This window comes from Limnohabitans lacus, assembly GCF_030053395.1.
Taxonomy (GTDB): domain Bacteria; phylum Pseudomonadota; class Gammaproteobacteria; order Burkholderiales; family Burkholderiaceae_C; genus Limnohabitans_A; species Limnohabitans_A lacus.
The window spans coordinates 101,816-120,792 of record NZ_JASGBH010000001.1 but is presented as its reverse complement, the minus strand read 5'-3'; the positions used below and the strand labels follow the sequence as shown (position 1 = coordinate 120,792).

Below are 18,977 nucleotides of genomic sequence, written 5' to 3'. Positions count from 1 at the left end.
AGCATCTCCATTGATTGAAATATCAGGGCCAAGCCCATCGCCAACAGTTGACGTTACGTAAACGTCAATTGTGCACCAGAACCGGCATCAGGCCAACCGTCTGGCAGTAAAAAAGAACGACCGTTCGAATTTTATACGCTCAAGCGCCCGGCCCGCTCAGATGAACCATCCTTTGAGGGAAAGGAATCTGGATCTGGTGCGCCTGCAAAGCTTTGAAAATCGCCCGATTGATGTCCGATTTCAGATTCATCTGCCCATTGGCGACATCGTCCAGCCAATAAGTCACTGTGAACTCCAGGCCATCCGCCCCAAAGGCCGACAAGGCCACCAGCGGCGCAGGCTCAGCCAAGACCCGCTCATGAGAGACACAGGCTTGGCTCAGCAATTCGATCACTTGCTCAACGCTGCTGTCATAAGCCACCACCACGGTGGTGCTCTGAGCCACTTGGGCATCCGACAGGGTCCAGTTTTCGATCCGCTGGGTGATCATCAATTCATTGGGCACGATGGACTCACGGCCATTGGCAGCGCGGATCACGGTGTAACGGGCCTTGATGTCGGTGATACGGCCTTCAAAACCGTCAACCCGGACCGTGTCACCGATGCGCACGCTGCGCTCGGCCAAGATCACAAAGCCACTGACATAGTTGGCCGCCAGTTTTTGCAGGCCAAAACCGATGCCAACCCCCACAGCCCCGCCCAAAACAGACAAGGCGGTCAAGTCAATGCCCACCGAAGACAGGGCCAACAACAAGCCCACAAACATCAACAGAGCGCGCACCGTGTTGCTGATCACTTTGCGCAGCGACAAATCACTGCCAGTGGCCGACTTCAACAAACGCGCCTCGATGGCAGACGAAATCCACAGCACCACAATGAGCACCGCACAAGCCGTCAGGGCCCCCTCCAGCAAAGTGCGCACCGACAGCACCGTCGCACCCACTTTCCAATGGATTTGGTCAAGCTCGCTCAGCACCAGCGGCAAGATGCCCGTGACCCACAGCACCACCCCGCCCCACGCCAACCAGGAAATGGTCCGCTCCAGCGCCCGCACAAAGGGCGCACCGGCAAAGGCCGCTTGCAAGACCTTGACCCCCAGCCGAATCGCGGCCAAGGAGGTGCAAACCGGCAGCAAAATTTCAAACATCACCAGCGCATGGTCGTGCGTCAAGGCGGTGCGGGCGACAAAGGTCAAGACCAGCAACAAGACCGGAAACAACACGCCGTCGACCAGCTTGCGGCCGAGCAGCACCTTGAGCTCATGGCCTGGCAAAAGTCGGCGCAGCCCCCACACCAAGAGCCAGGACAAAAGGATGCACAAGACAAAGGCTGCAATCGCCATCAACGACTCGGGCTGGAGCAAGGCGTCTAGCCAGGCCATGGGGTCAGCGATGTGAACGGATTTCATGGTTTCCACGCAGGGTTTCGTTTCTCGATGAAGGCCTGAACGCCCTCTTGCGCCACCTCGTGGACCATATTGCAAGCCATGGTTTGGCCGGCCAACTGGTAGGCAGCCTCGATGCCCATCTCGCGCTGCTTGTAAAACAGGGCTTTGCCCAGGCGCACCGCTTCGCGAGGTTTGGCCAAAATCGCATCCACCAGGGTGTTGACCTGCGCATCCAATTCAGACACGGGCGCGACGCGGTTGATCAAGCCGCGCTGACAAGCCTCATCCGCCGAAATGAAGCCGCCTGTGAGCAGCATTTCCATGGCCTGCTTGGCAGGCATGTTGCGCACCAAGGGCACGCTGGGTGTGGCGCAAAACAAGCCCACATCGATGCCATTGACGCCAAACTGCACGCCTTGGGCCGCCACGGCCAAATCGCACTGGGCGACCAGCTGGCACCCCGCAGCGGTGGCCACGCCCTGCACTCGCGCGATCACGGGGACGGGCAAGCTTTGGATCGACAACATCATGCGCGTGCACTGCGCAAACAGCTTTTGGTAATAGTTCAACTCGGGCTGTGCGCGCATTTCCTTGAGGTTGTGCCCAGCGCAAAAGGCCTTGCCCGCAGCGCCCAGCACCACCAGGCGCGCGTCGGCATCTTGTTCAACCTGCACAAAAGCGTTCTGCAAAGCCGCCAGCATAGCCTCACCCAAGGTGTTGAAGGTGCTGGGGCTGTTGAGGGTCAGCCGGTGCACGCCGCGGGCATCGCGTTCATGCAGCAAGATGTCAGATGGATGAGCGGTAGAGGTCATGCACCCGATTGTGCCCAAAACCGGCGCTTCAAACGTCGGCCAGCACCCGCAAGTGGGCTTCGACGCTGCGCGACAGCGCGCTGGGGTTGTAGCCACCCTCCAAGCAACTGACGATGCGGCCTTGGGCATGGCGCATGGCCACATCTTTGATGCGCCGCGTGATCCAGGCGTAGTCCTGCTCGACCAAGCCCATCTGGCCCATGTCGTCTTCGCGGTGCGCATCAAAACCAGCACTGATGAAAATCAGCTCGGGTTTGTGCGCTTCCAGTCGGGGCATCCACATCATGTCGATCAATTCACGGATGTCCATGCCTTTGGTGTAGGCAGGCACAGGCAAATTGACCAGGTTCGAGGCGTTCGATTGCGAGCCGCCTTCTGGGTAAAAGGGGTGCTGAAAAAAGCTGACCATCAAGATCCGCTCGTCACCGGCCACGATGTCTTCGGTGCCGTTGCCGTGGTGGACATCGAAGTCCACGATCGCCACCCGTTTCAAGCCGTGGCGCTCCACCGCATGCTTGGCCGCAATGGCCACGTTGTTGAAAAAGCAAAAACCCATGGCCTTGTCACGGCAGGCGTGATGCCCCGGAGGGCGGGTAGCGCAAAAAGCGTTTTCCAACTCGCCCGCGATCACCGCATCGGTTGCCTCAATGGCCGCACCCGCCGACGCCAAGGCCGCATCCCAGGTGTGCTCATTGATCGAGGTGTCCGAATCCAGCGCCGTGTGGCTGGGGCCGCCTGCGGCCACATCGTCGCGCAAGTTGTCGCTCAAACCGCGCAAGGCAGCAACATGCATGCGCCCGTGAGCCAGCTCAATGTCTGCCAGGGCCGCCGGGCCCGCCTCGCGCCGCTGCAAAGCCATGTCCAGCCCAGTGACCAGCAAGCGGTCTTCAATGGCACTGATGCGCTCGGGGCATTCGGGGTGGCCAGCGCCCATTTCGTGCTTCATGCACAAGGGGTGAGTGAAGTAACCTGTCGCGCCCATACGGCCTGTCTTTCTGCAAAGCACGGCCCTCGAGGCCTTGCTCTTCTTGAGTTTTTCGAGTTGATGGCCCAGCTTATCACGCACCAACCAGCACCCATCTGAGCCAAATCATGCTCTGGGCCGATTAAACTGACCGCATGCAATTTGAAATGCCATCACGCCCTCTTGGCCTGAAACACTTGACCCGGGTAGGGTACCTGTGCGTCGCCTTCTCAGTCTTGTTGGGGGCAACACCTGAGGCTCTGGCCAAAAAACACAGCCATGGCAAGGCCAGCCAACTTGACAAGACCACGAAGCCCAAAGCGGTCAAATCGCGCTCAGGGGCCAAGCACAGCCCGCACAAAGGCTCCGCCCTGAACGACGACATCCATGTGATGGCTTGGGCCCAAGAGGCTGCGCCGCGCCTGCAATTGGACCCTGCATGGCTGCACAAAACCATGGCCCAAGCCCAGCGCCTGCCCGTGGTGGAAAAACTGGTGTTGCCCTCGCCTTCCCCCATGGCCAAAGACTGGGCCGCCTACCGCGCCCGCTTCATTGAGCCCACCCGCATCCAGGCCGGCACCCGTTTTTGGCGCAAGCACCAAGCCACCCTGGAACGCGCCGAACAAGAATTTGGCGTGCCCGCGTCCATCGTGGTGGGCATCATCGGCGTGGAGACCTTGTACGGACAAAACACGGGGAACTTCCGTCTGATCGATGCTTTGGGCACCTTGGCCTTCCACTTTCCAGACGCACACCCGCGGGCCGTGGAGCGACAAGCATTCTTCCGCTCAGAGCTGGAGCAGTTTTTGCTTCTGACCTCGCGCAGCGGTGCAGATCCGCTGTCGGTGCGGGGCAGCTATGCGGGCGCCATGGGCTTGCCGCAGTTCATGCCGTCGAGCTGGGCCAAATACGCGGTGGACTTTGATGGCGATGGCCGCATCGACTTGTTTGGCAGCCCAGCTGACGCCATCGGTTCGGTGGCCAACTATTTCAAGGCCTTTCAGTGGCGCACCGGCATGGCCACCCATTACCCGGTGAGCCTGAATGCGCAAACCGACATGGACAGCCTGATGGCGCCAGACATCTTGCCTACCTTCAGCGTGGCCAGCTTCACCGCCAAGGGTGCCGGCCTGGAAGGCGCCGCCTTGGCGCACCCTGGGCCCCTGGCCCTGATCGAGCTGCGCAACGGCCCCCATGCCCCCAGCTATGTGGCCGGCACCGAAAACTTCTACGCCATCACCCGCTACAACTGGAGCAGTTATTACGCGATGGCGGTGATCGAATTGGCCGATGCGGTGGCGCGCGAAGTGCAAAGCAAGCCGTGAACTTCAACTGAACACAAAAAAATCGGCATACCTCTGTGGAAAGAATGCCACTGTGACCTTCCCCAAAGACCGAAAGGGCTTACTGGCTGGTTTGCTGCTCTTGACCATTTTTGGCCAAACTGCCCAGGGTGCCAGTTTGTTTGGCGACCATGCCTGCGTGTCTTGGCAAAGCCTGCCTGATACCGACAAGCGTGCATGGACAAACGCCTTTTTGGCACCGCTGAGCTTGACCCTCAAGGGCCTGCAAAAAAGGAAAGAAGACCCCTACAACGACGACCCCAAGGCCGCTCTGAAAGCCATCGTCGGCATTGACGCTTTTTGCTTGAATCACCCTGACTTGGGAGCCGCCGATGGTGCGGGGCGCTACCTGAAAAAATTGTTGGACATGCCGCCCACGTGATTCCACTAGGAGACTCAAAACTCCAACTTTATTCAGTTGCAAGATCCATGGCATCCATAAAACTTAGGGCATAGATCGATTTTCGTATTCACAAAAATCATTGAATCCATACCATCGTGTGAACCATTTATCCAACACGAGCGTCATGGAATTCAAACCCTTTAGCCGTGCGATCATCATCGCCATTGCCTTCATTTCAACAGCTTCTCTCTCGATTTTTTTATCCACCTTTGCTTCACCTGTTCAGGCCGAAAACCACACAAGTTTGGGTGAAGACGACAACGAATTCGTTTTTGCAGGAACATGCCACAACGGTGAAAGTTACCGTCTTTTCAGTTACGCCAAGGTGGTCGATGGCCTGGCCCTCTGGCAACACGACTACGAAGGACCTGCAGGCAAAGGCAGCGTCCGCACAAGGGCCACGCCACGCACCATGGCTGTCCGTGTTTGTCGCAAACTGGCCGAAATCATCGATGACCATTGATGGTCAGTCGGGCTGATGAAGCCCTGCCCTTTGAACCTAAGTTTTATTGCGATGCGCTGGGGTGCAGTTGTAAGATATTGCGCAACATGGACGCCCAGCCCTCCCAATCACTGCTCATCATCGACGATCACCCGATTTACAGAGAAGCGCTGGTTGAACGATTGACGCAAGAGTTCCAACCCCAAGGCATTGAAGTGCTGGGTGCCAGCAGCGCTGCCGAGGGGCTCGAGATCCTGGACCATGGTCACAAACATTGGATCATTTTGCTGGACATCTTGATGCCAGGCCTCAGTGGTGTGGCCTCCATCAAAGTCTTCAAGACCAAGCACAACGTTACCCATGTGATTGCCGTCTCAGGCCTGGATGAAAACGCTTGGGAGCCCCGTTCCGTGGCCGCAGGTGCCACTTTGTTTCTGTCCAAAAACAACACCTCTGACCGCATCATCGGCAAAATCAAATCTTTGCTCGATGCCAGTCCAAGCGTGAAAGTCTTGCCCAAAGATGTCGAAACGCAAGAGTTCAGATTGACACAACGTCAATTGGAAGTTTTGCAGCTCATTGCCATGGGCCATCCCAATAAAGTGATTGCGGACTATTTAGACATCAAGGAACAGACCATCAAGATTCACATCAATCAGATCTTCAAGGAGTTGCGTGTGTTCAACCGAACGCAAGCGGTCTTGAAGGCGCAAAAAAGCCATTTACTGACACCCAGCAGCCCTCCGGTTTCCGAATCCATTTGAGCTTGTAGACACTGAGCCTTGGAGCGGTGAATCCCACACGCATCATCTCCCGCATGTCTTTCTTCAATGACCAGTCAGACTCGACTGAGCCCATGGATTCGCGCCAGGTCCAGCAGGTGGCGCTTGAAAAAATCAGCTACATGCATGGGTTCGCCAAAACATCGACCCCTGCCACCATCATTGCCCCACTGCTGTGCATTCCTTTGTTTGACTCGGTCGATCTGGGGTCAAACTTTCACATCTGGCTAGGCATGATGGTCGTGGCCGTTATGGTCAGGATCTTCTTGATCCGGTCTATCCGACTCGACGATAACGCAGCCACTAATTTTGCGAAATTGAACTGGGCCGTGGGCATTGTGACTTCGGTCTGGGGCTTGGGCTGGCTCATGCTGGTCCCTGGCATGGACCCCGTCAACTACCTGATCTATCAGGTCATCTCATTGACGGTGCTGTTTGTGGGCATGGTGGGTTACTGCGTGCATTGGAAAACGTTTTTCAGTTTCGCGCTGCCTTTGAAGATCACAGAACTGTTGTTCATCATCATTCACAGCCAATTCATCATTTGGCCGATTGCCATCGGCTCCTTGGTGAACTTTTACCTCGCCCTCAAGATGGGCTTTTTCTTTTCCAAGTCCTGGGAAAAGTCGATGGCTTTGCGCTTCAAAAATGAGAAGCTGTTCGACCAATTGGTGCAAGAAAAAAACGTCTCTGTGGCCGCCAACATCGCCAAATCCGAATTCATCGCCACAGCCAGCCATGACCTGCGCCAGCCGATGCAAGCGATCAACATCTTCGTGGAGTTGCTCAACCTCAACAACCTCAAGGAAGTCGAAAAATCGATCTTTCAGAAAATGCGCTGCAGCATCACGGTGCTCAACAAGATGTTCAACACCCTCCTGGACATCAGCAAACTCGACTCCAAAATGGACACGGCTTATGCCACTTTCGAGTTGGACGCGATGCTCGATGACTTGATTCCGTCCTTCCAGCAACTGGCAGCCGAGAAGAAGCTGGACCTGCGCTTCGACCATGAGCATTTCATGATCCACGGCGACGCCAACCTCCTGAGCCAGTTGCTGATCAACCTTCTGTCTAATGCGCTTCAGTACACCACCTCGGGGAGCGTGAAGGTCAATTTCAGCAACGACCAGGGCAAGCTGGTCTTGACCGTGTCGGATACGGGATGCGGCATTCCTGAAGAAGATTTGCCATTCATCTACAAAGAATTTTTCCGATCACAACGCTCACGCCCCCAACACGACGGTCTGGGCTTGGGTCTGTCGATTGTCAGCCGCATTCTCCACCGAACCGGCGGTTCGGTGTCGGTGGAAACCGAGAAAGACAAAGGCACGGTTTTCACTGTGCACACCCATTTCGACATCACGGGCATGGCTGCCGACAGCACGCCGCAACTTGATCCTGATACGCAAGCACCTTTAACTTCCGCCAAGGAATCGCCAGATTCCTTGCACTTGGGGATTCTCGAAAACGACAGCGCCCTGATGTACGCCTACCTTGAGTTTTTCGTCAGTCAGGGGTATGTGGTCCACCCCATCCCACACGAAGAAGCCGAATTCAAGCATGCCTTGATGACCATTCCCAAGCTGGACTTCATCCTGTCTGATTACAGGCTGGGGGACAAAGATGGCATCTATTTCATCGAACAACTGCGGGAAGAATTCAACCAAGCCATTCCCGCTTGCATCGTGACGGCCGACACGGCACCGCAACACCTGACTTTGTTCAAACAGCTGGACATCGAGGTGCTTTACAAGCCGATGGACATCGCCAGCATTGCCAAGTTCGTTGGCAACCGCATCGGCTGATTTTTCAGTTGGTCAACCGCCGTGCGCAACCATGGCTTTGCCCACTTCCAGCGTGCCTTGCGCTGCGCCTGACAAGGGCACGGTCTCGCCCTGACGGTCGGTGACCTGGGCCAAGGCGGCCGCCAAGCGCTCAGGGGTGTCTGGGGTCAAGCCCAGGTGCACGCCTTGCGTCAAGGTGATATGGGCCACTTCAAAGCTGCCGGCGCCTGCACAAATGATGGTGCGATTGGGTGCATCCTCGCTGGCCATGACCAACATGGCGGGCACCACGGCCTGCGGCTCCAGCGCTTTGAGCACGGCTTCGGGCATCAAGCCTTCGGTCATGCGGGTGGCAGCGGTGGGGGCCAGGCAGTTGACACGGATGTTGTTCTTCTCGCCTTCGATCGACAAAGTCTGCATCAAGCCCGCCAGTGCCATCTTGGCCGCGCCGTAGTTGGCTTGGCCAAAGTTGCCATACAGGCCACTGGATGATGTGGTCATGACGATGCGGCCATAGTTTTGCGCTTGCATGATGGGCCACACCGCCTTGGAGCAGTGCACAGCGCCCATCAGGTGCACATCGACCACCAGACGGAAATCGGCCAGGTCCATCTTGGCAAAGCTCTTGTCGCGCAGGATGCCCGCGTTGTTGACCAGGATGTCGACCCGGCCCCACGTGTCCATGGTCTGCTGGACCATGGCCTGCACAGCGGCGAAGTCGGTGACCGAGGCACCGTTGACGATGGCTTCGCCACCGGCAGCGCGGATTTCATCGACCACGGCCTGCGCTGCCGACACCGAGCCTCCCACGCCATGCACATCGCCACCCAGGTCGTTGACGACCACTTTGGCCCCACGGGCGGCCAGCGCCAGCGCGTGTTGTTTGCCCAAGCCGCCGCCTGCGCCTGTGACGATGGCCACGCGGCCTTTGAAATCGATGCTCATGGAATCTTCCTTGTGATGCCTGGGGTTCAATGGGTGACAGGCGGCTGGGTGTTCATCTGCTAATCTGAAGCCATGAACCAACGCCTGTTTGCTAAGCACTGTAATTCAGCCCGAGCCCCGTCTCTGTTACCCGCTTGACACCCCATGGAACTGAACACCGAAACCATCACCACGCCACCAGCGGATGCCGCCACCGTGGTCTTGCTGCGCGACGCTGCCGAAGGTCTGCAAGTCTTGCTGCTCAAGCGTCATCAAGCTTCCAATGTGCTGGGGGGGGCCTATGTCTTTCCGGGCGGCAAGCTCGATGCAGGCGATCAACACCCCGAAGTTTTGTCGCGCTTGAGCCAGGTCGCAGATCAATTGCACGCACGCCTGGCCGAGCCCGATCTGCCTTCCGCAAAAGCGGCAGGCTTGTTTGTGGCAGCCATACGTGAAGCTTTCGAAGAGTGCCGCGTGTTGCTCGGGCAAGCCCAAAACGGCCAAACCGATTTGACTGCGCTGCAAGCCAGCTTGAGCGAGGGTCAAAGTTGGCGCGATGCCCTGCAAACCCATGCCTTGACGCTGCAAACCGAAGCCTTGGTGCCTTGGACACGCTGGATCACGCCCAAGCAGGCCTCGGTGACCAACAAGCGCTTTGACACCCGGTTTTTCATCACCCAGGTGCCCTCCGACCAAACGGCCAAACACGACGAACACGAAACCACCGAAACCCTGTGGATCGGCCCACGCGAGGCCCTGCTGCGCTACTGGAATCGCGAAATCGAGCTGGCCCCGCCCCAGATCATGAGCCTGGTCCACCTGTCTCGCCACGCCAGCGCACACAGTGTTTTGGCCGAGGCCGCCAGCCGCAAACCGCCGGTGGTGCAGCCCGAGCCCTTTGACCAGGACGGCATCCGAACCATCTGCTACCCAGGGGACCCCCGGCACCCGATCGCTGAGCCGGCCTTTCCAGGCCCGAGTCGTTTGATGTTCAAAGACAAACGTTTTGAGCCCGAATTGGGCTTGGCTGCTTTGCTTGACTAGAATACGGAAATTCAAACGTTTCATTTTGTAACGTGGTTTCCTGCTTTCAAACTGCATTGCCCCTGTATGAGTCCGTCTGCTGCCCCCATCTACTTGTCCGTTGAACGGGCCATGGAGTTCATTGGGGACGCCAACGGAGTGCTGACCCTGCTCAAGACCTTGCAGCAGACACTCAGCACCGATCTGCCCTTGATCGTGGACCTGCTGAACAAGGATGATGTGCTGGGCGCCAGCCGCGTCCTGCACCAACTCAAGGGCTTCACGCCCGTGTTTTGCGTGGACAGCTTGGTCGAGCGCGTGGTCGCTGTCGAGCAATTGAGCAAACACGGTGAAGCCGCGCAAGTGCGTGCTGCCTATGCCGTGCTGGCCCCGCAACTCGAACAGCTGCGCTCGGAAGTGGCTCAGCATTTGGCCCTGAACACCTCAAATTGAGCTTGGGCGCCGCCTTGCAGCGCCTCGCTCAAACAGCCACCACGTCCTGCCGGGCCAGCCACTGCGCCATCAGCGCCGGATCGTGGATCAGTCGCAACTCGTCAAACGCCTGCTGCGCCTCGGGGTAGACCTTGCGCAGGTAATTGAGCCATTGCTTGAGTCGACCTGACCGGTGACGCGGGGCCACCCGCCGGCTAACGCCCACCCAGAACAACTGCATCAAACCGGCAATCACAGCCCAAGGCACAGCGCGGCTGTCTACGGCGTCGCTTAGCCCTGCATCGTGGCGGGCAATGGCCAGCGCCAGTCCGGGGTCTGACACCATGCCGCGCCCGATCATCAAGCGATCGCAACCCGTGACTTCGCGGCAGCGCAAGGCGTCGGCCACGGTCCAGATTTCGCCATTGGCCACCATGGGCAAACGCACGTGCTGGCGTAAATCGGCAATCCGGTCCCAATACGCGGGCGGTCTGTAGCCGTGCGCCTTGGTGCGGGCGTGCACCACCAAATCACTGGCGCCAGCGCCCTCAATGGCCTGGGCGCAGTCTTCGGCACGCCGGTCATCGTTGTAGCCCAGCCGCATCTTGGCCGAAACCGGGATGTGCGCAGGCACCGCTCGGCGCACGGCCGCCACGATTTGGCCGACCAGTTCGGGCTCATCGAGCAAAACCGCACCGCCCCGGTGCTGGTTCACGGTCTTGGCGGGGCAGCCAAAGTTCAGGTCAATGCCGTGCGGCGCCAACTCGGCCAATGCCGCGGCGTTGTCGGCCAAGCAGAACGGATCAGAGCCCAGCAACTGCACACGCACCGGCACGCCGGCCGCGGTGCGGCTGTTGTTGAGCAACTCGGGGGCCACGCGGATGAAAGCCCTGCGCGGCAAGACGGTGTTGGTCACCCGAATGAATTCGGTCACGCACAGATCAACCCCGCCCACCCGCGTCAGCACATCGCGCAGCGTGTGGTCCAGCAAGCCCTCCATGGGCGCCAACATGATCTTGCCCCCACGCTCGCCCTCTTCGTGTGGCTCTCTGCCCCCCAAGGGGGCTTTCGCCACTTGGGGCGGCCCGGCGTGGCTACCAACACCCCCACGCTCGCCCTCTTCGTGTGGCTCTCTGCCCCCCAAGGGGGCTTTCGCCACTTGGGGCGGCCCGGCGTGGCTCATGGTCGCTGTTGCAATGAGTATCGGGTTTCAGCCCAGTTTGCGCTTGAGGCGAACTTCTTCCACCTTCACGCCACCCAAGGGCACGGTGCGGGCGGTGTTCATCTCGCGCTTGAAGCCAGCCAGTTCGTGAAAGCGCAGGGTTTGCTCGTGCAGCAGGGGCAACCACACGGTCACATCGGTGCAGTCTTCGTCCTGCAGGCCTTCACGGGCCGCATCCCACAGGGCCAGGCCCACGCCTTGGCCGATGCGCTCGGGCGCGGCGTAGATGGCCCAAATTTCGCCGGTGGTGTTTTTGGATTTCGGATCACGCGAGCGGTCAAAGCCCACAAAGCCGACGATGTCCTTGCCGTCCACCGCCACCATGACCTGGGGTTCGCCGTATTCGATGGCCTCTTTCCAATAAGTCACGCGCTTGGCCATGGGCGTGACGGCCCAATGCTCATCGGGCACCTGACCGGCATAGGCCATTCGGCAGGCGTTCAGATGCAATGCGGCCACAGCGGTGGCGTCTTGTTGGGTGGCAAATCGGACTTGGATATCGGACATGTTCTGGAAATTCGAAAGAGATCACGGATCGCTCGGTGTGGCCTGCACAACGCAGCGGAAAACCCGATATTGTCGCCGCTTCGGTTATCTTCAGCGCATGAGCTTGTTTTTTTCATGTCGAAAAGCCACCTGGCGTGGCGTCCTCTTGACTTGTTGGCTGGGATTGACCTTCACGCTGGCCTGTGCCCAAACCCCCAGCCGCTTTGCCGACAACATGGCGGAGCGCACCCGCGCTTGCATGGCTTGCCACGGCGATCAAGGCCGCGCCGGGCCCGATGGCTATTACCCCCGCCTGGCCGGCAAGCCCGCTGGCTACTTGCACAACCAGCTGCGCAACTTCGCGCAGGGCCGCCGCCACTACGAACTGATGGCTCGGCTGATCGACCCGCTCACGGACGACTACCTGGGTGAGATGGCTCGCTACTTTTCGTCGCTGGATCTGCCCTACCCCGCCCCCAGCGCGAGCAATGCGATCACGCCCGAGCGCCTGGCCAAAGGCCGGCAACTGGTGACCCAAGGCGATCCCAGCCGCGGCCTGCCCGCCTGCACGCAGTGCCACGGTGCGCGGCTGACAGGGGTTCAAGCCAACGTGCCCGGCTTGTTGGGCCTGCCGCTGGACTACCTGAACGCCCAGCTGGGTGCTTGGCAAACCGGTCAGCGCAAAGCGCTGGCACCAGACTGCATGGCCGAAGTGCTCAAACGCATCCCGGCCGAAGACCTGATCGCCGTGTCCAGCTGGCTGGCCCGCCAGCCCTTGCCCGCCAACACCCACCCTGCGGCACAAGCACCCCAAGGCAAGCCCTTGCCCGAAGCTTTGCGCTGCGGCAGCGCACCTGAACTGCACGGGGGCAAGCCATGACAACAGCCTCCTCACACATCGGCCGGGGCCTGGCAGCCGCCCTGCTGGCCTTGGCGGTTTATGTGATCGTGGACAACTGGGGCAGCCACTGGTTGGGGCGCACCAAGGCACCGACAACGGCCGCCACATCTGCACCAAATTCCTCACTGGGCAAAGCAGCTCAAATCGAACGCGGCCAATACCTGGCACGGGTGGGCAACTGCATCGCTTGCCACAGTGCCAAAGGCGCCCCGCCGCTGGCGGGCGGGCGGCGCATCGACACCCCTTTTGGCGGCGTCTACAGCAGCAACCTCACGCCCGACCCCAGCACCGGTCTGGGCCAATGGAACACCGACGATTTCTGGCAAGCCTTGCACCATGGACGCTCCAGGAGCGGTCGTCTGCTGGTGCCCGCCTTCCCCTACAACCACACCAGCGTGATCAGCCGTGAAGACAGCGACGCGCTGCTGGCCTGGTTGCAAAGCTTGCCGCCCGTGCCCCAAGCCACCCCAGCCCACTCGCTGACCTGGCCCGTGGGCACGCAGCCCGCCTTGGCGGTGTGGCGCAGCTTGTTTTTCAAGCCCACGCCCTTTGTGGCCGATACAAGGCAAAGCCCCGAGTGGAACCGAGGCGCCTACCTGGTGCAGGGCCTGGGACACTGCGCGGCCTGCCACAGCCCACGCAATGCTTTGGGTGCAAGTGGCCCAGTCGATGACCTCTCCGGCGGCCTGATGCCCATCGTCAACTGGTATGCACCCGACCTGACCCGCGACAGCGAAACCGGCTTGGCCAGCACGTCATTGCCCGAGATCGTCCGATTGCTAGTCACCGGCAGCTCAGCCCAAGCGCAAACCAGCGGCCCCATGGCCGAAGTCGTGCAGCACGGCCTGCAATACATGAGCCCTGCCGATTTGCAAGCCGTGGCGGTGTACCTGAAGTCACGGGCCCAAGCCGGTCAAGCCACCGAAGCGCCAACCCGACGCACAGCCGTGAGCCCACGGGTGGCCGAGATGGGACTCAAAACCTACGATCGCCATTGCGCACAATGCCATGGCGACAACGGCCAGGGTGTGCGCACGGCCACCGGCCAGACCGCCTATCCGGCGCTGGCGGGCAACCGTGCGGTGCAACTGAAGGACCCGACCAACCTGGTGCAAATGCTGCTCTACGGCGGCTACAGCCCGGCCACGGCGGGGCATCCCCAGCCCTTTGGCATGCCACCTTTTGTGCTGGAACTGGACGACCGCGACATCGCCGCAGTGCTCACCCACCTGCGCACCCAATGGGGCAACACGGGCGCAGAAGTCACGCCTTTGCAGGTCAACCGAATCAGGGCATCACAAGACAACTGAACATTGAATAGGCTCAAGACTCGTTCGTTCAAAAGCATTCAGAAAAAGGCCCTGAACATCCTTTGGGGCGCCAGCTGTCATCTGCGCTACTTCAAATTCGCCTCAGACTTTGCGAATCGGGCCTTCAAGGACTAGCATTGACCTCCATGCAAAAGCACCTGTTCATCCTGACTGGCGGATCTCGCGGCATGGGTTTGGCCATCGCTCACCAATTGCTGCACCCCGATCACGAATTGATCTGCATCTCTCGCCACGCCAACGAAGCCCTGGCCGCGCAAGCCAAGACAGACGACGTGACTTTGAGCCAATGGACGCAAGACCTGAATGATGGTTCATCCGCCAGCGAACGACTGGGACATTGGCTGCTTCAACAAAACCCTGCCCAATGGCGCAGCGCCACCTTGATCAACAATGCCGGCGCCATTCCCCCAATCGCACCACTCAGCCAAGCGCATCCACAAGATCTGGCCCAAGCCCTGCGCGTGGGTCTGGAAGCACCCATGCAACTATGCGCCCGGTTCTTGGGCGCCACCGAGTCATGGGGCCTGCCCCGCAAAGTGCTCAACATCTCGTCAGGCCTTGGCCGCAAAGCCATGGCCTCGCAGGCGGCCTATTGCGCGGCCAAAGCCGGCATGGACCATTTCACGCGCTGCTTGGCCTTGGACGAAGCCCTCAAACCCCACGGCGCCAAAGTTTGCTCTTTGGCGCCCGGCGTGATCGACACGGACATGCAAGTCCAACTTCGCTCGGCCAAGAGCAGCGCCTTTCCCGACCAACCGCGCTTTGCGCAGTTGATGGAAAAGGGCCTGCTGACTTCGCCTGAGGAGGCCGCACGCCAGGTGCTCGCGTTTTTGAATCGCCCAGACTTTGGTCAAGACCCTGTTGGGGACGTGCGAGACTGAGCCCCCACCGGAGCCCGCACCGGAAGACGCCTGTCAGCTGAATGTAGCGATTGGCCCTGACACTGAGGTGTTGATGGCCTAGACCCTTTTTTATTTCTTTTATCTTGGAGACCTCCCCCATGAGCCGTGAAGTTGTTGTTGTCAGCGGTGTGCGCACCGCCATTGGTACTTATGGCGGCAGCCTGAAGGACACCCCACCCACCGAGCTGGCCGCATTGGTCGTGCGCGAGGCCTTGGCCCGCGCGGGCACGGAGGGCAAAGACGTGGGCCATGTGGTGTTTGGCCATGTGGTCAACACCGAACCCAAGGACATGTACCTGTCTCGCGTGGCGGCCATCAACGGCGGCTGCGCCGAAGGCACCCCCGCGTTCAACGTCAACCGCCTGTGCGGCTCGGGCCTGCAGGCCATCGTGAGCGCCAGCCAATCGATCTTGCTGGGCGATACCGACATCGCCATCGGTGGTGGCGCTGAAAACATGAGCCGTGGCCCCTACGCCAGCTTGAGCGCCCGCTGGGGTGCCCGAATGGGTGACGCCAAGATGGTGGACATGGTGCTCGGCGCCTTGCACGACCCCTTCCACACCATCCACATGGGTGTGACGGCAGAGAACGTGGCCGCCAAATACGGCATCACCCGCGAAATGCAAGACGCACTGGCCGTGGAAAGCCACAACCGCGCCGAGCGTGCCACGGCCGCCGGTTACTTCAAAGACCAGATCGTGCCCGTGATGCTCAAGAGCAAAAAGGGGGAGATCGCCTACGCCACCGACGAGCACTTCCGCGCTGGCTGCAAGCTCGAAGACATGGCCAAACTCAAGCCGGTGTTCGTGAAAGAAAACGGCACCGTGACGGCCGGCAACGCCTCGGGCATCAACGACGCGGCTGCAGCGGTGGTGCTGATGGAAGCCGGCGCTGCCAAAGCGCGTGGCGCCAAGCCCCTGGCCCGCCTGGTGGGTTATGCCCACACCGGTCTGGACCCGAAGATCATGGGCGTGGGCCCCATCTCGGCCACGCAAGCCGTTCTCAAGAAAACCGGCTTGACGGTCAACGACCTGGACGTGATCGAAGCCAACGAAGCTTTTGCCGCACAAGCTTGCGCCGTGACCCGTGAGCTGGGCCTGGACCCTGCCAAAGTCAACCCCAACGGCTCGGGCATCTCCTTGGGCCACCCGATTGGTGCCACAGGCGCACTCATCACCGTCAAAGCCATCCACGAACTGCAACGCGTGAACGGCCGCTACGCCCTGGTGACCATGTGCATTGGTGGCGGTCAGGGCATCGCTGCGATTTTCGAGCGCATGTGAGTGCTGTCGGGGCCTAAAGCCTCCGACCTGCAAACAGTCTTGTAGGTCGGCGCTTGCGCTCCGACCGGCATTGACCTTGTCGCAGGTTCACGACGGAGCTAAAGCCACCAACCTGCTGCGCGCCGTTGCCCTGACTTACGACTTCACCACCGGATCGTCCAAAAAGCCACCCGAGCGCAAGGTGATCACCAGGGTGTCGCGCCAGCCACCAGCCTGCTCAGGCTGGATGGGCGTGGTTTCATGGATCACCCGGGTATCGTCCATCAACAACAGCGACCAGGGCTCGCTGAGCGTGAAGCGCTGTCCCCTCGGGCTGTCCACATCAAACACACGGGTCTCGCCGCCTTTAATGCCGTGGCGTCCCACCAAAAACACCGCCACCCAGTTCACACCATCTCGGTGTGCGCCCTCGGGCGTGGGCCTGCCAATGCCATCGGTGGTGTCGATGCGAAACTGGTGCGCTTCGGTGAACCAAGTCTGCGCACCTTGCGCGTCCGAGGCCACACGGGCCAGCCAGCGCAGCAATGAAGACCACGCCGTTTGTGCCACCACATCGGACGCCATCGGGTCAAACCAGCGCTGCATGCCGCCGTGCAAAGCGTTGTAAGACAGCGGCTGCCAATGGGCGCGGTGCGGCACAGCGGACAAATTCTGCGAAGTGACTTCAAAACTGGCGTGACGGCGGCGGCGGTAACGCCCACCATCCTTGAGGTGCTGATCGGGCGGCAGATCGTCCCAGCTGGACTCCAAGGCCCGCAGGTCCTCCGCGCGGATCCCTGCCAAGGCCCCCACACTGGCGGCGCTCAGCACGGCAAAGCCTTGCGCGTGCAAGGCGGCATTGAGCTGCTCAGGGGCGGTCAGTGGCGGAGGCAGGGTGTTTTGAGGCATACGCTGGAGGAAACGGGCAAAGACTGCAAGCATAACGCCCCAGCGCTGCCCCATGCACCATCAAGGCGACGTGAGCGACCGATCAGGGCTGGCACTGATGTGGATCAAAAACCGCTGCTCACCCCTGCTTTAAGCTGATCAGCACAGGCCACATCCGGTCTGCTGGAGCACACCATGACCCGATTGCGATGGAGCGACGCCCTCTCGCTGGACATGCCCGCCATGGACGATGGCCGTCGGACATTCGTCGAACTGCTGGATTGGGCGCATGAAGCCAACGATGCCCGGCTGGTGGAACACTGGCGCCGCCTGTTCACACACACGGCACGCGTTTTTGAGCAGGAAGACCGGTGGATGAACGCCACGGCCTTTTCATCGGCCCACCTCCACAGCACGCAACACAAGGTGGTGCTGCAAGTGATGCATGAAGGGCTGACTGCAGGCGAGTCCGGCGATCTGGCCACCATCCGCAAGATGGCCGCCGAACTGGGCCAATGGTTTGCAAACCACGCGCAATCGATGGATGCTGCCTTGGCGCTGCACCTGAGAAAAACCGGTTACGACCCCGTCACCGGTGTGCTCAGCATGCCCGACGACATCGCCCTCGCGGCGTAAAGTCAGGCAGGGCTTGAGGCTCCGTTTCAGGCATAGCGCTGGCTGGCCAGCTGGGCGCCTTCGGCCAGAGCCTTGAGTTTGGCCTCGGCCACCGCTCGGCTCATGGGGGCCAAGCCGCAGTTGGTGCAGGCGATCAGGCGGTTCTTGGGCACGAACTGCAAGGCGCGGCCAATCGTGTCGGCGATTTCTTCGGCCGTCTCGATCACGGGGTTGGCCACATCGATCACGCCCACCATCACGTCTTTGCCTTCCAGTAACTTCATCATCTCCATCGGCACATGCGAGTGCATGCACTCCAAACTGACCTGCTGGATGCTGCTTTTAGCCAGGGCCGGGAACACCTTTTCGTACTGGCGCCATTCGTGGCCCAGCGTCTCTTTCCATTTGTTGTTGGCTTCGATGCCGTAGCCGTAGCAAATGTGCACGGCCGTGGTACAGGTCAGGCCCCGTGCAGCCACCTCCAACGCCTTCACACCCCAGTCGGCCGCTTCGTCCATGTAGACGTTGAAAGCGGGCTCGTCGAACTGGATGATGTCCACGCCGTCGGCTTGCAGCGCCAGCGCTTCTTGGTTCAGCAGCTCGGCAAAGGCCATGGCCATCTTGACCTTGTCGCCATAAAAGCGGTCGGCCACGGTGTCCACAATCGTCATCGGGCCAGGCAAGGTGAATTTGAGTTTTTTCTTGGTGTGGGCACGGGCCAGTTGGGCTTCGAAGGCATGCACACGGCCCTTCAGGCGCAACGGCGCAATGACCTGGGGCACCTGCGCGTCGTAGCGGTTGTTGCGGATGCCCATGGTGACCTTGTTCACAAAGTCGATGCCCTCGACCTGCTCGACAAAGCCGTGCACAAAGTGCTGGCGGGCTTGCTCGCCGTCGCCAATCACATCCAAGCCTGCGTCTTCCTGCGCCTTGATCCACAACAACGTGGCATCGGCCTTGGCTTGCTGCAACTCAGGGCCCTGGGTGGTCCACTGGGGCCAAAGTTTTTCGGTCTCGGCCAGCCAGGCGGGTTTGGGCAAGCTGCCAGCGATCGCGGTGGTGAACATCACA

At 60.1% G+C, this 18,977-nt stretch carries 20 protein-coding genes; 12 read left to right on the top strand and 8 right to left on the bottom strand.

Features of this window, described 5'->3' with window-relative positions; translation table 11 throughout:
• Positions 1–139 precede the first annotated feature (139 nt).
• From QLQ16_RS00645 to QLQ16_RS00635, 3 genes are read right to left on the bottom strand one after another with little or no spacing between them, the layout of a single operon-like run.
• Positions 140–1,408, bottom strand: coding sequence for a mechanosensitive ion channel family protein (locus QLQ16_RS00645; protein ID WP_283222756.1), 1,269 nt, complete (start codon positions 1,406–1,408; stop codon positions 140–142).
• Positions 1,405–2,199 (bottom strand): enoyl-CoA hydratase, encoded by a 795-nt coding sequence (locus tag QLQ16_RS00640; protein WP_283222755.1) that lies wholly within the window; start codon positions 2,197–2,199, stop codon positions 1,405–1,407. Before QLQ16_RS00640 ends, QLQ16_RS00645 begins: the two co-directional genes overlap by 4 nt.
• Positions 2,200–2,227: 28 nt before the next feature.
• Positions 2,228–3,181: a histone deacetylase family protein gene (locus tag QLQ16_RS00635; RefSeq protein WP_283222754.1), complete on the bottom strand. Its 954-nt coding sequence runs from the start codon at positions 3,179–3,181 to the stop codon at positions 2,228–2,230.
• A gap of 137 nt (positions 3,182–3,318) precedes the next feature.
• Between QLQ16_RS00635 and mltB the strand changes: the two genes are divergently transcribed.
• From mltB to QLQ16_RS00610, 5 genes are all read left to right on the top strand, one after another.
• Positions 3,319–4,488 (top strand): lytic murein transglycosylase B, encoded by a 1,170-nt coding sequence (gene mltB / locus QLQ16_RS00630; RefSeq protein ID WP_431310361.1) that lies wholly within the window; start codon positions 3,319–3,321, stop codon positions 4,486–4,488.
• Between the two features lie 52 nt (positions 4,489–4,540).
• A complete protein-coding gene (locus tag QLQ16_RS00625; protein ID WP_283222753.1) occupies positions 4,541–4,888 on the top strand; it encodes a hypothetical protein in 348 nt (115 codons plus the stop codon).
• Positions 4,889–5,033: 145 nt separating this feature from the next.
• On the top strand, positions 5,034–5,372 hold the full coding sequence (locus QLQ16_RS00620) for a hypothetical protein (protein WP_283222752.1): 339 nt from the start codon (positions 5,034–5,036) through the stop codon (positions 5,370–5,372).
• 86 nt (positions 5,373–5,458) lie between these two features.
• Positions 5,459–6,115, top strand: a complete 657-nt coding sequence (locus QLQ16_RS00615; protein WP_283222751.1) for a response regulator transcription factor — start codon at positions 5,459–5,461, stop codon at positions 6,113–6,115.
• A gap of 53 nt (positions 6,116–6,168) precedes the next feature.
• Positions 6,169–7,941 (top strand): hybrid sensor histidine kinase/response regulator, encoded by a 1,773-nt coding sequence (locus QLQ16_RS00610; RefSeq protein WP_283222750.1) that lies wholly within the window; start codon positions 6,169–6,171, stop codon positions 7,939–7,941.
• A 12-nt stretch (positions 7,942–7,953) separates the two neighbouring features.
• On the opposite strand, the gene QLQ16_RS00605 is transcribed toward QLQ16_RS00610, so the two are convergent.
• Positions 7,954–8,865, bottom strand: a complete 912-nt coding sequence (locus QLQ16_RS00605; RefSeq protein WP_283222749.1) for an SDR family NAD(P)-dependent oxidoreductase — start codon at positions 8,863–8,865, stop codon at positions 7,954–7,956.
• A gap of 144 nt (positions 8,866–9,009) precedes the next feature.
• On the opposite strand from QLQ16_RS00605, the gene QLQ16_RS00600 reads away from it, so the two are divergent.
• Entirely contained in the window at positions 9,010–9,888 is an 879-nt protein-coding gene (locus QLQ16_RS00600) for an NUDIX hydrolase (RefSeq protein WP_283222748.1), read from the top strand.
• A 66-nt stretch (positions 9,889–9,954) separates the two neighbouring features.
• A complete protein-coding gene (locus tag QLQ16_RS00595; RefSeq protein WP_283222747.1) occupies positions 9,955–10,320 on the top strand; it encodes an Hpt domain-containing protein in 366 nt (121 codons plus the stop codon).
• Between the two features lie 28 nt (positions 10,321–10,348).
• Here the strand turns inward: QLQ16_RS00595 and QLQ16_RS00590 are convergent, their stop codons facing one another.
• Together QLQ16_RS00590 and QLQ16_RS00585 are read right to left on the bottom strand one after the other, a co-directional pair.
• A complete protein-coding gene (locus QLQ16_RS00590) occupies positions 10,349–11,299 on the bottom strand; it encodes a tRNA dihydrouridine synthase (protein ID WP_283223109.1) in 951 nt (316 codons plus the stop codon).
• A 210-nt stretch (positions 11,300–11,509) separates the two neighbouring features.
• Positions 11,510–12,028, bottom strand: coding sequence for a GNAT family N-acetyltransferase (locus QLQ16_RS00585; protein ID WP_283222746.1), 519 nt, complete (start codon positions 12,026–12,028; stop codon positions 11,510–11,512).
• A gap of 97 nt (positions 12,029–12,125) precedes the next feature.
• On the opposite strand from QLQ16_RS00585, the gene QLQ16_RS00580 reads away from it, so the two are divergent.
• The 4 genes from QLQ16_RS00580 (at position 12,126) to bktB (ending at position 16,424) form a co-directional block, all read left to right on the top strand.
• Positions 12,126–12,887: a c-type cytochrome gene (locus tag QLQ16_RS00580; protein ID WP_431310360.1), complete on the top strand. Its 762-nt coding sequence runs from the start codon at positions 12,126–12,128 to the stop codon at positions 12,885–12,887.
• The gene (locus tag QLQ16_RS00575) at positions 12,884–14,218 is read left to right on the top strand and encodes a c-type cytochrome (protein ID WP_283222745.1); all 1,335 of its coding nucleotides are present in this window, start codon (positions 12,884–12,886) and stop codon (positions 14,216–14,218) included. The genes QLQ16_RS00580 and QLQ16_RS00575 overlap by 4 nt, the downstream gene beginning before the upstream one ends.
• Positions 14,219–14,364: 146 nt before the next feature.
• The gene (locus tag QLQ16_RS00570) at positions 14,365–15,120 is read left to right on the top strand and encodes an SDR family NAD(P)-dependent oxidoreductase (protein WP_283222744.1); all 756 of its coding nucleotides are present in this window, start codon (positions 14,365–14,367) and stop codon (positions 15,118–15,120) included.
• A gap of 119 nt (positions 15,121–15,239) precedes the next feature.
• Entirely contained in the window at positions 15,240–16,424 is a 1,185-nt protein-coding gene (gene bktB / locus QLQ16_RS00565) for a beta-ketothiolase BktB (RefSeq protein ID WP_283222743.1), read from the top strand.
• 135 nt (positions 16,425–16,559) lie between these two features.
• Here bktB and QLQ16_RS00560 read toward each other — a convergent pair whose 3' ends face one another.
• A complete protein-coding gene (locus QLQ16_RS00560) occupies positions 16,560–17,312 on the bottom strand; it encodes a 2OG-Fe dioxygenase family protein (RefSeq protein ID WP_283222742.1) in 753 nt (250 codons plus the stop codon).
• Positions 17,313–17,486: 174 nt separating this feature from the next.
• Between QLQ16_RS00560 and QLQ16_RS00555 the strand changes: the two genes are divergently transcribed.
• Positions 17,487–17,927, top strand: a complete 441-nt coding sequence (locus tag QLQ16_RS00555; protein WP_283222741.1) for a hemerythrin domain-containing protein — start codon at positions 17,487–17,489, stop codon at positions 17,925–17,927.
• Between the two features lie 26 nt (positions 17,928–17,953).
• Here QLQ16_RS00555 and QLQ16_RS00550 read toward each other — a convergent pair whose 3' ends face one another.
• Positions 17,954–18,973, bottom strand: coding sequence for a methionine synthase (locus QLQ16_RS00550; protein ID WP_283222740.1), 1,020 nt, complete (start codon positions 18,971–18,973; stop codon positions 17,954–17,956).
• Between the last annotated feature and the right edge of the window lie 4 nt (positions 18,974–18,977).

Bases quoted from the DNA above. Each gene is read 5' to 3' on its own strand.
- QLQ16_RS00645 (WP_283222756.1), bottom strand. From the start codon at position 1,408: ATGAAATCCGTTCACATCGCTGACCCCATGGCCTGGCTAGACGCCTTG.
- QLQ16_RS00640 (WP_283222755.1), bottom strand. From the start codon at position 2,199: ATGACCTCTACCGCTCATCCATCTGACATCTTGCTGCATGAACGCGAT.
- QLQ16_RS00635 (WP_283222754.1), bottom strand. From the start codon at position 3,181: ATGGGCGCGACAGGTTACTTCACTCACCCCTTGTGCATGAAGCACGAA.
- mltB (WP_431310361.1), top strand. From the start codon at position 3,319: ATGCAATTTGAAATGCCATCACGCCCTCTTGGCCTGAAACACTTGACC.
- QLQ16_RS00620 (WP_283222752.1), top strand. From the start codon at position 5,034: ATGGAATTCAAACCCTTTAGCCGTGCGATCATCATCGCCATTGCCTTC.
- QLQ16_RS00615 (WP_283222751.1), top strand. From the start codon at position 5,459: ATGGACGCCCAGCCCTCCCAATCACTGCTCATCATCGACGATCACCCG.
- QLQ16_RS00610 (WP_283222750.1), top strand. From the start codon at position 6,169: ATGTCTTTCTTCAATGACCAGTCAGACTCGACTGAGCCCATGGATTCG.
- QLQ16_RS00605 (WP_283222749.1), bottom strand. From the start codon at position 8,865: ATGAGCATCGATTTCAAAGGCCGCGTGGCCATCGTCACAGGCGCAGGC.
- QLQ16_RS00600 (WP_283222748.1), top strand. From the start codon at position 9,010: ATGGAACTGAACACCGAAACCATCACCACGCCACCAGCGGATGCCGCC.
- QLQ16_RS00595 (WP_283222747.1), top strand. From the start codon at position 9,955: ATGAGTCCGTCTGCTGCCCCCATCTACTTGTCCGTTGAACGGGCCATG.
- QLQ16_RS00590 (WP_283223109.1), bottom strand. From the start codon at position 11,299: ATGGAGGGCTTGCTGGACCACACGCTGCGCGATGTGCTGACGCGGGTG.
- QLQ16_RS00585 (WP_283222746.1), bottom strand. From the start codon at position 12,028: ATGTCCGATATCCAAGTCCGATTTGCCACCCAACAAGACGCCACCGCT.
- QLQ16_RS00580 (WP_431310360.1), top strand. From the start codon at position 12,126: ATGAGCTTGTTTTTTTCATGTCGAAAAGCCACCTGGCGTGGCGTCCTC.
- QLQ16_RS00575 (WP_283222745.1), top strand. From the start codon at position 12,884: ATGACAACAGCCTCCTCACACATCGGCCGGGGCCTGGCAGCCGCCCTG.
- QLQ16_RS00570 (WP_283222744.1), top strand. From the start codon at position 14,365: ATGCAAAAGCACCTGTTCATCCTGACTGGCGGATCTCGCGGCATGGGT.
- bktB (WP_283222743.1), top strand. From the start codon at position 15,240: ATGAGCCGTGAAGTTGTTGTTGTCAGCGGTGTGCGCACCGCCATTGGT.
- QLQ16_RS00560 (WP_283222742.1), bottom strand. From the start codon at position 17,312: ATGCCTCAAAACACCCTGCCTCCGCCACTGACCGCCCCTGAGCAGCTC.
- QLQ16_RS00555 (WP_283222741.1), top strand. From the start codon at position 17,487: ATGACCCGATTGCGATGGAGCGACGCCCTCTCGCTGGACATGCCCGCC.
- QLQ16_RS00550 (WP_283222740.1), bottom strand. From the start codon at position 18,973: ATGTTCACCACCGCGATCGCTGGCAGCTTGCCCAAACCCGCCTGGCTG.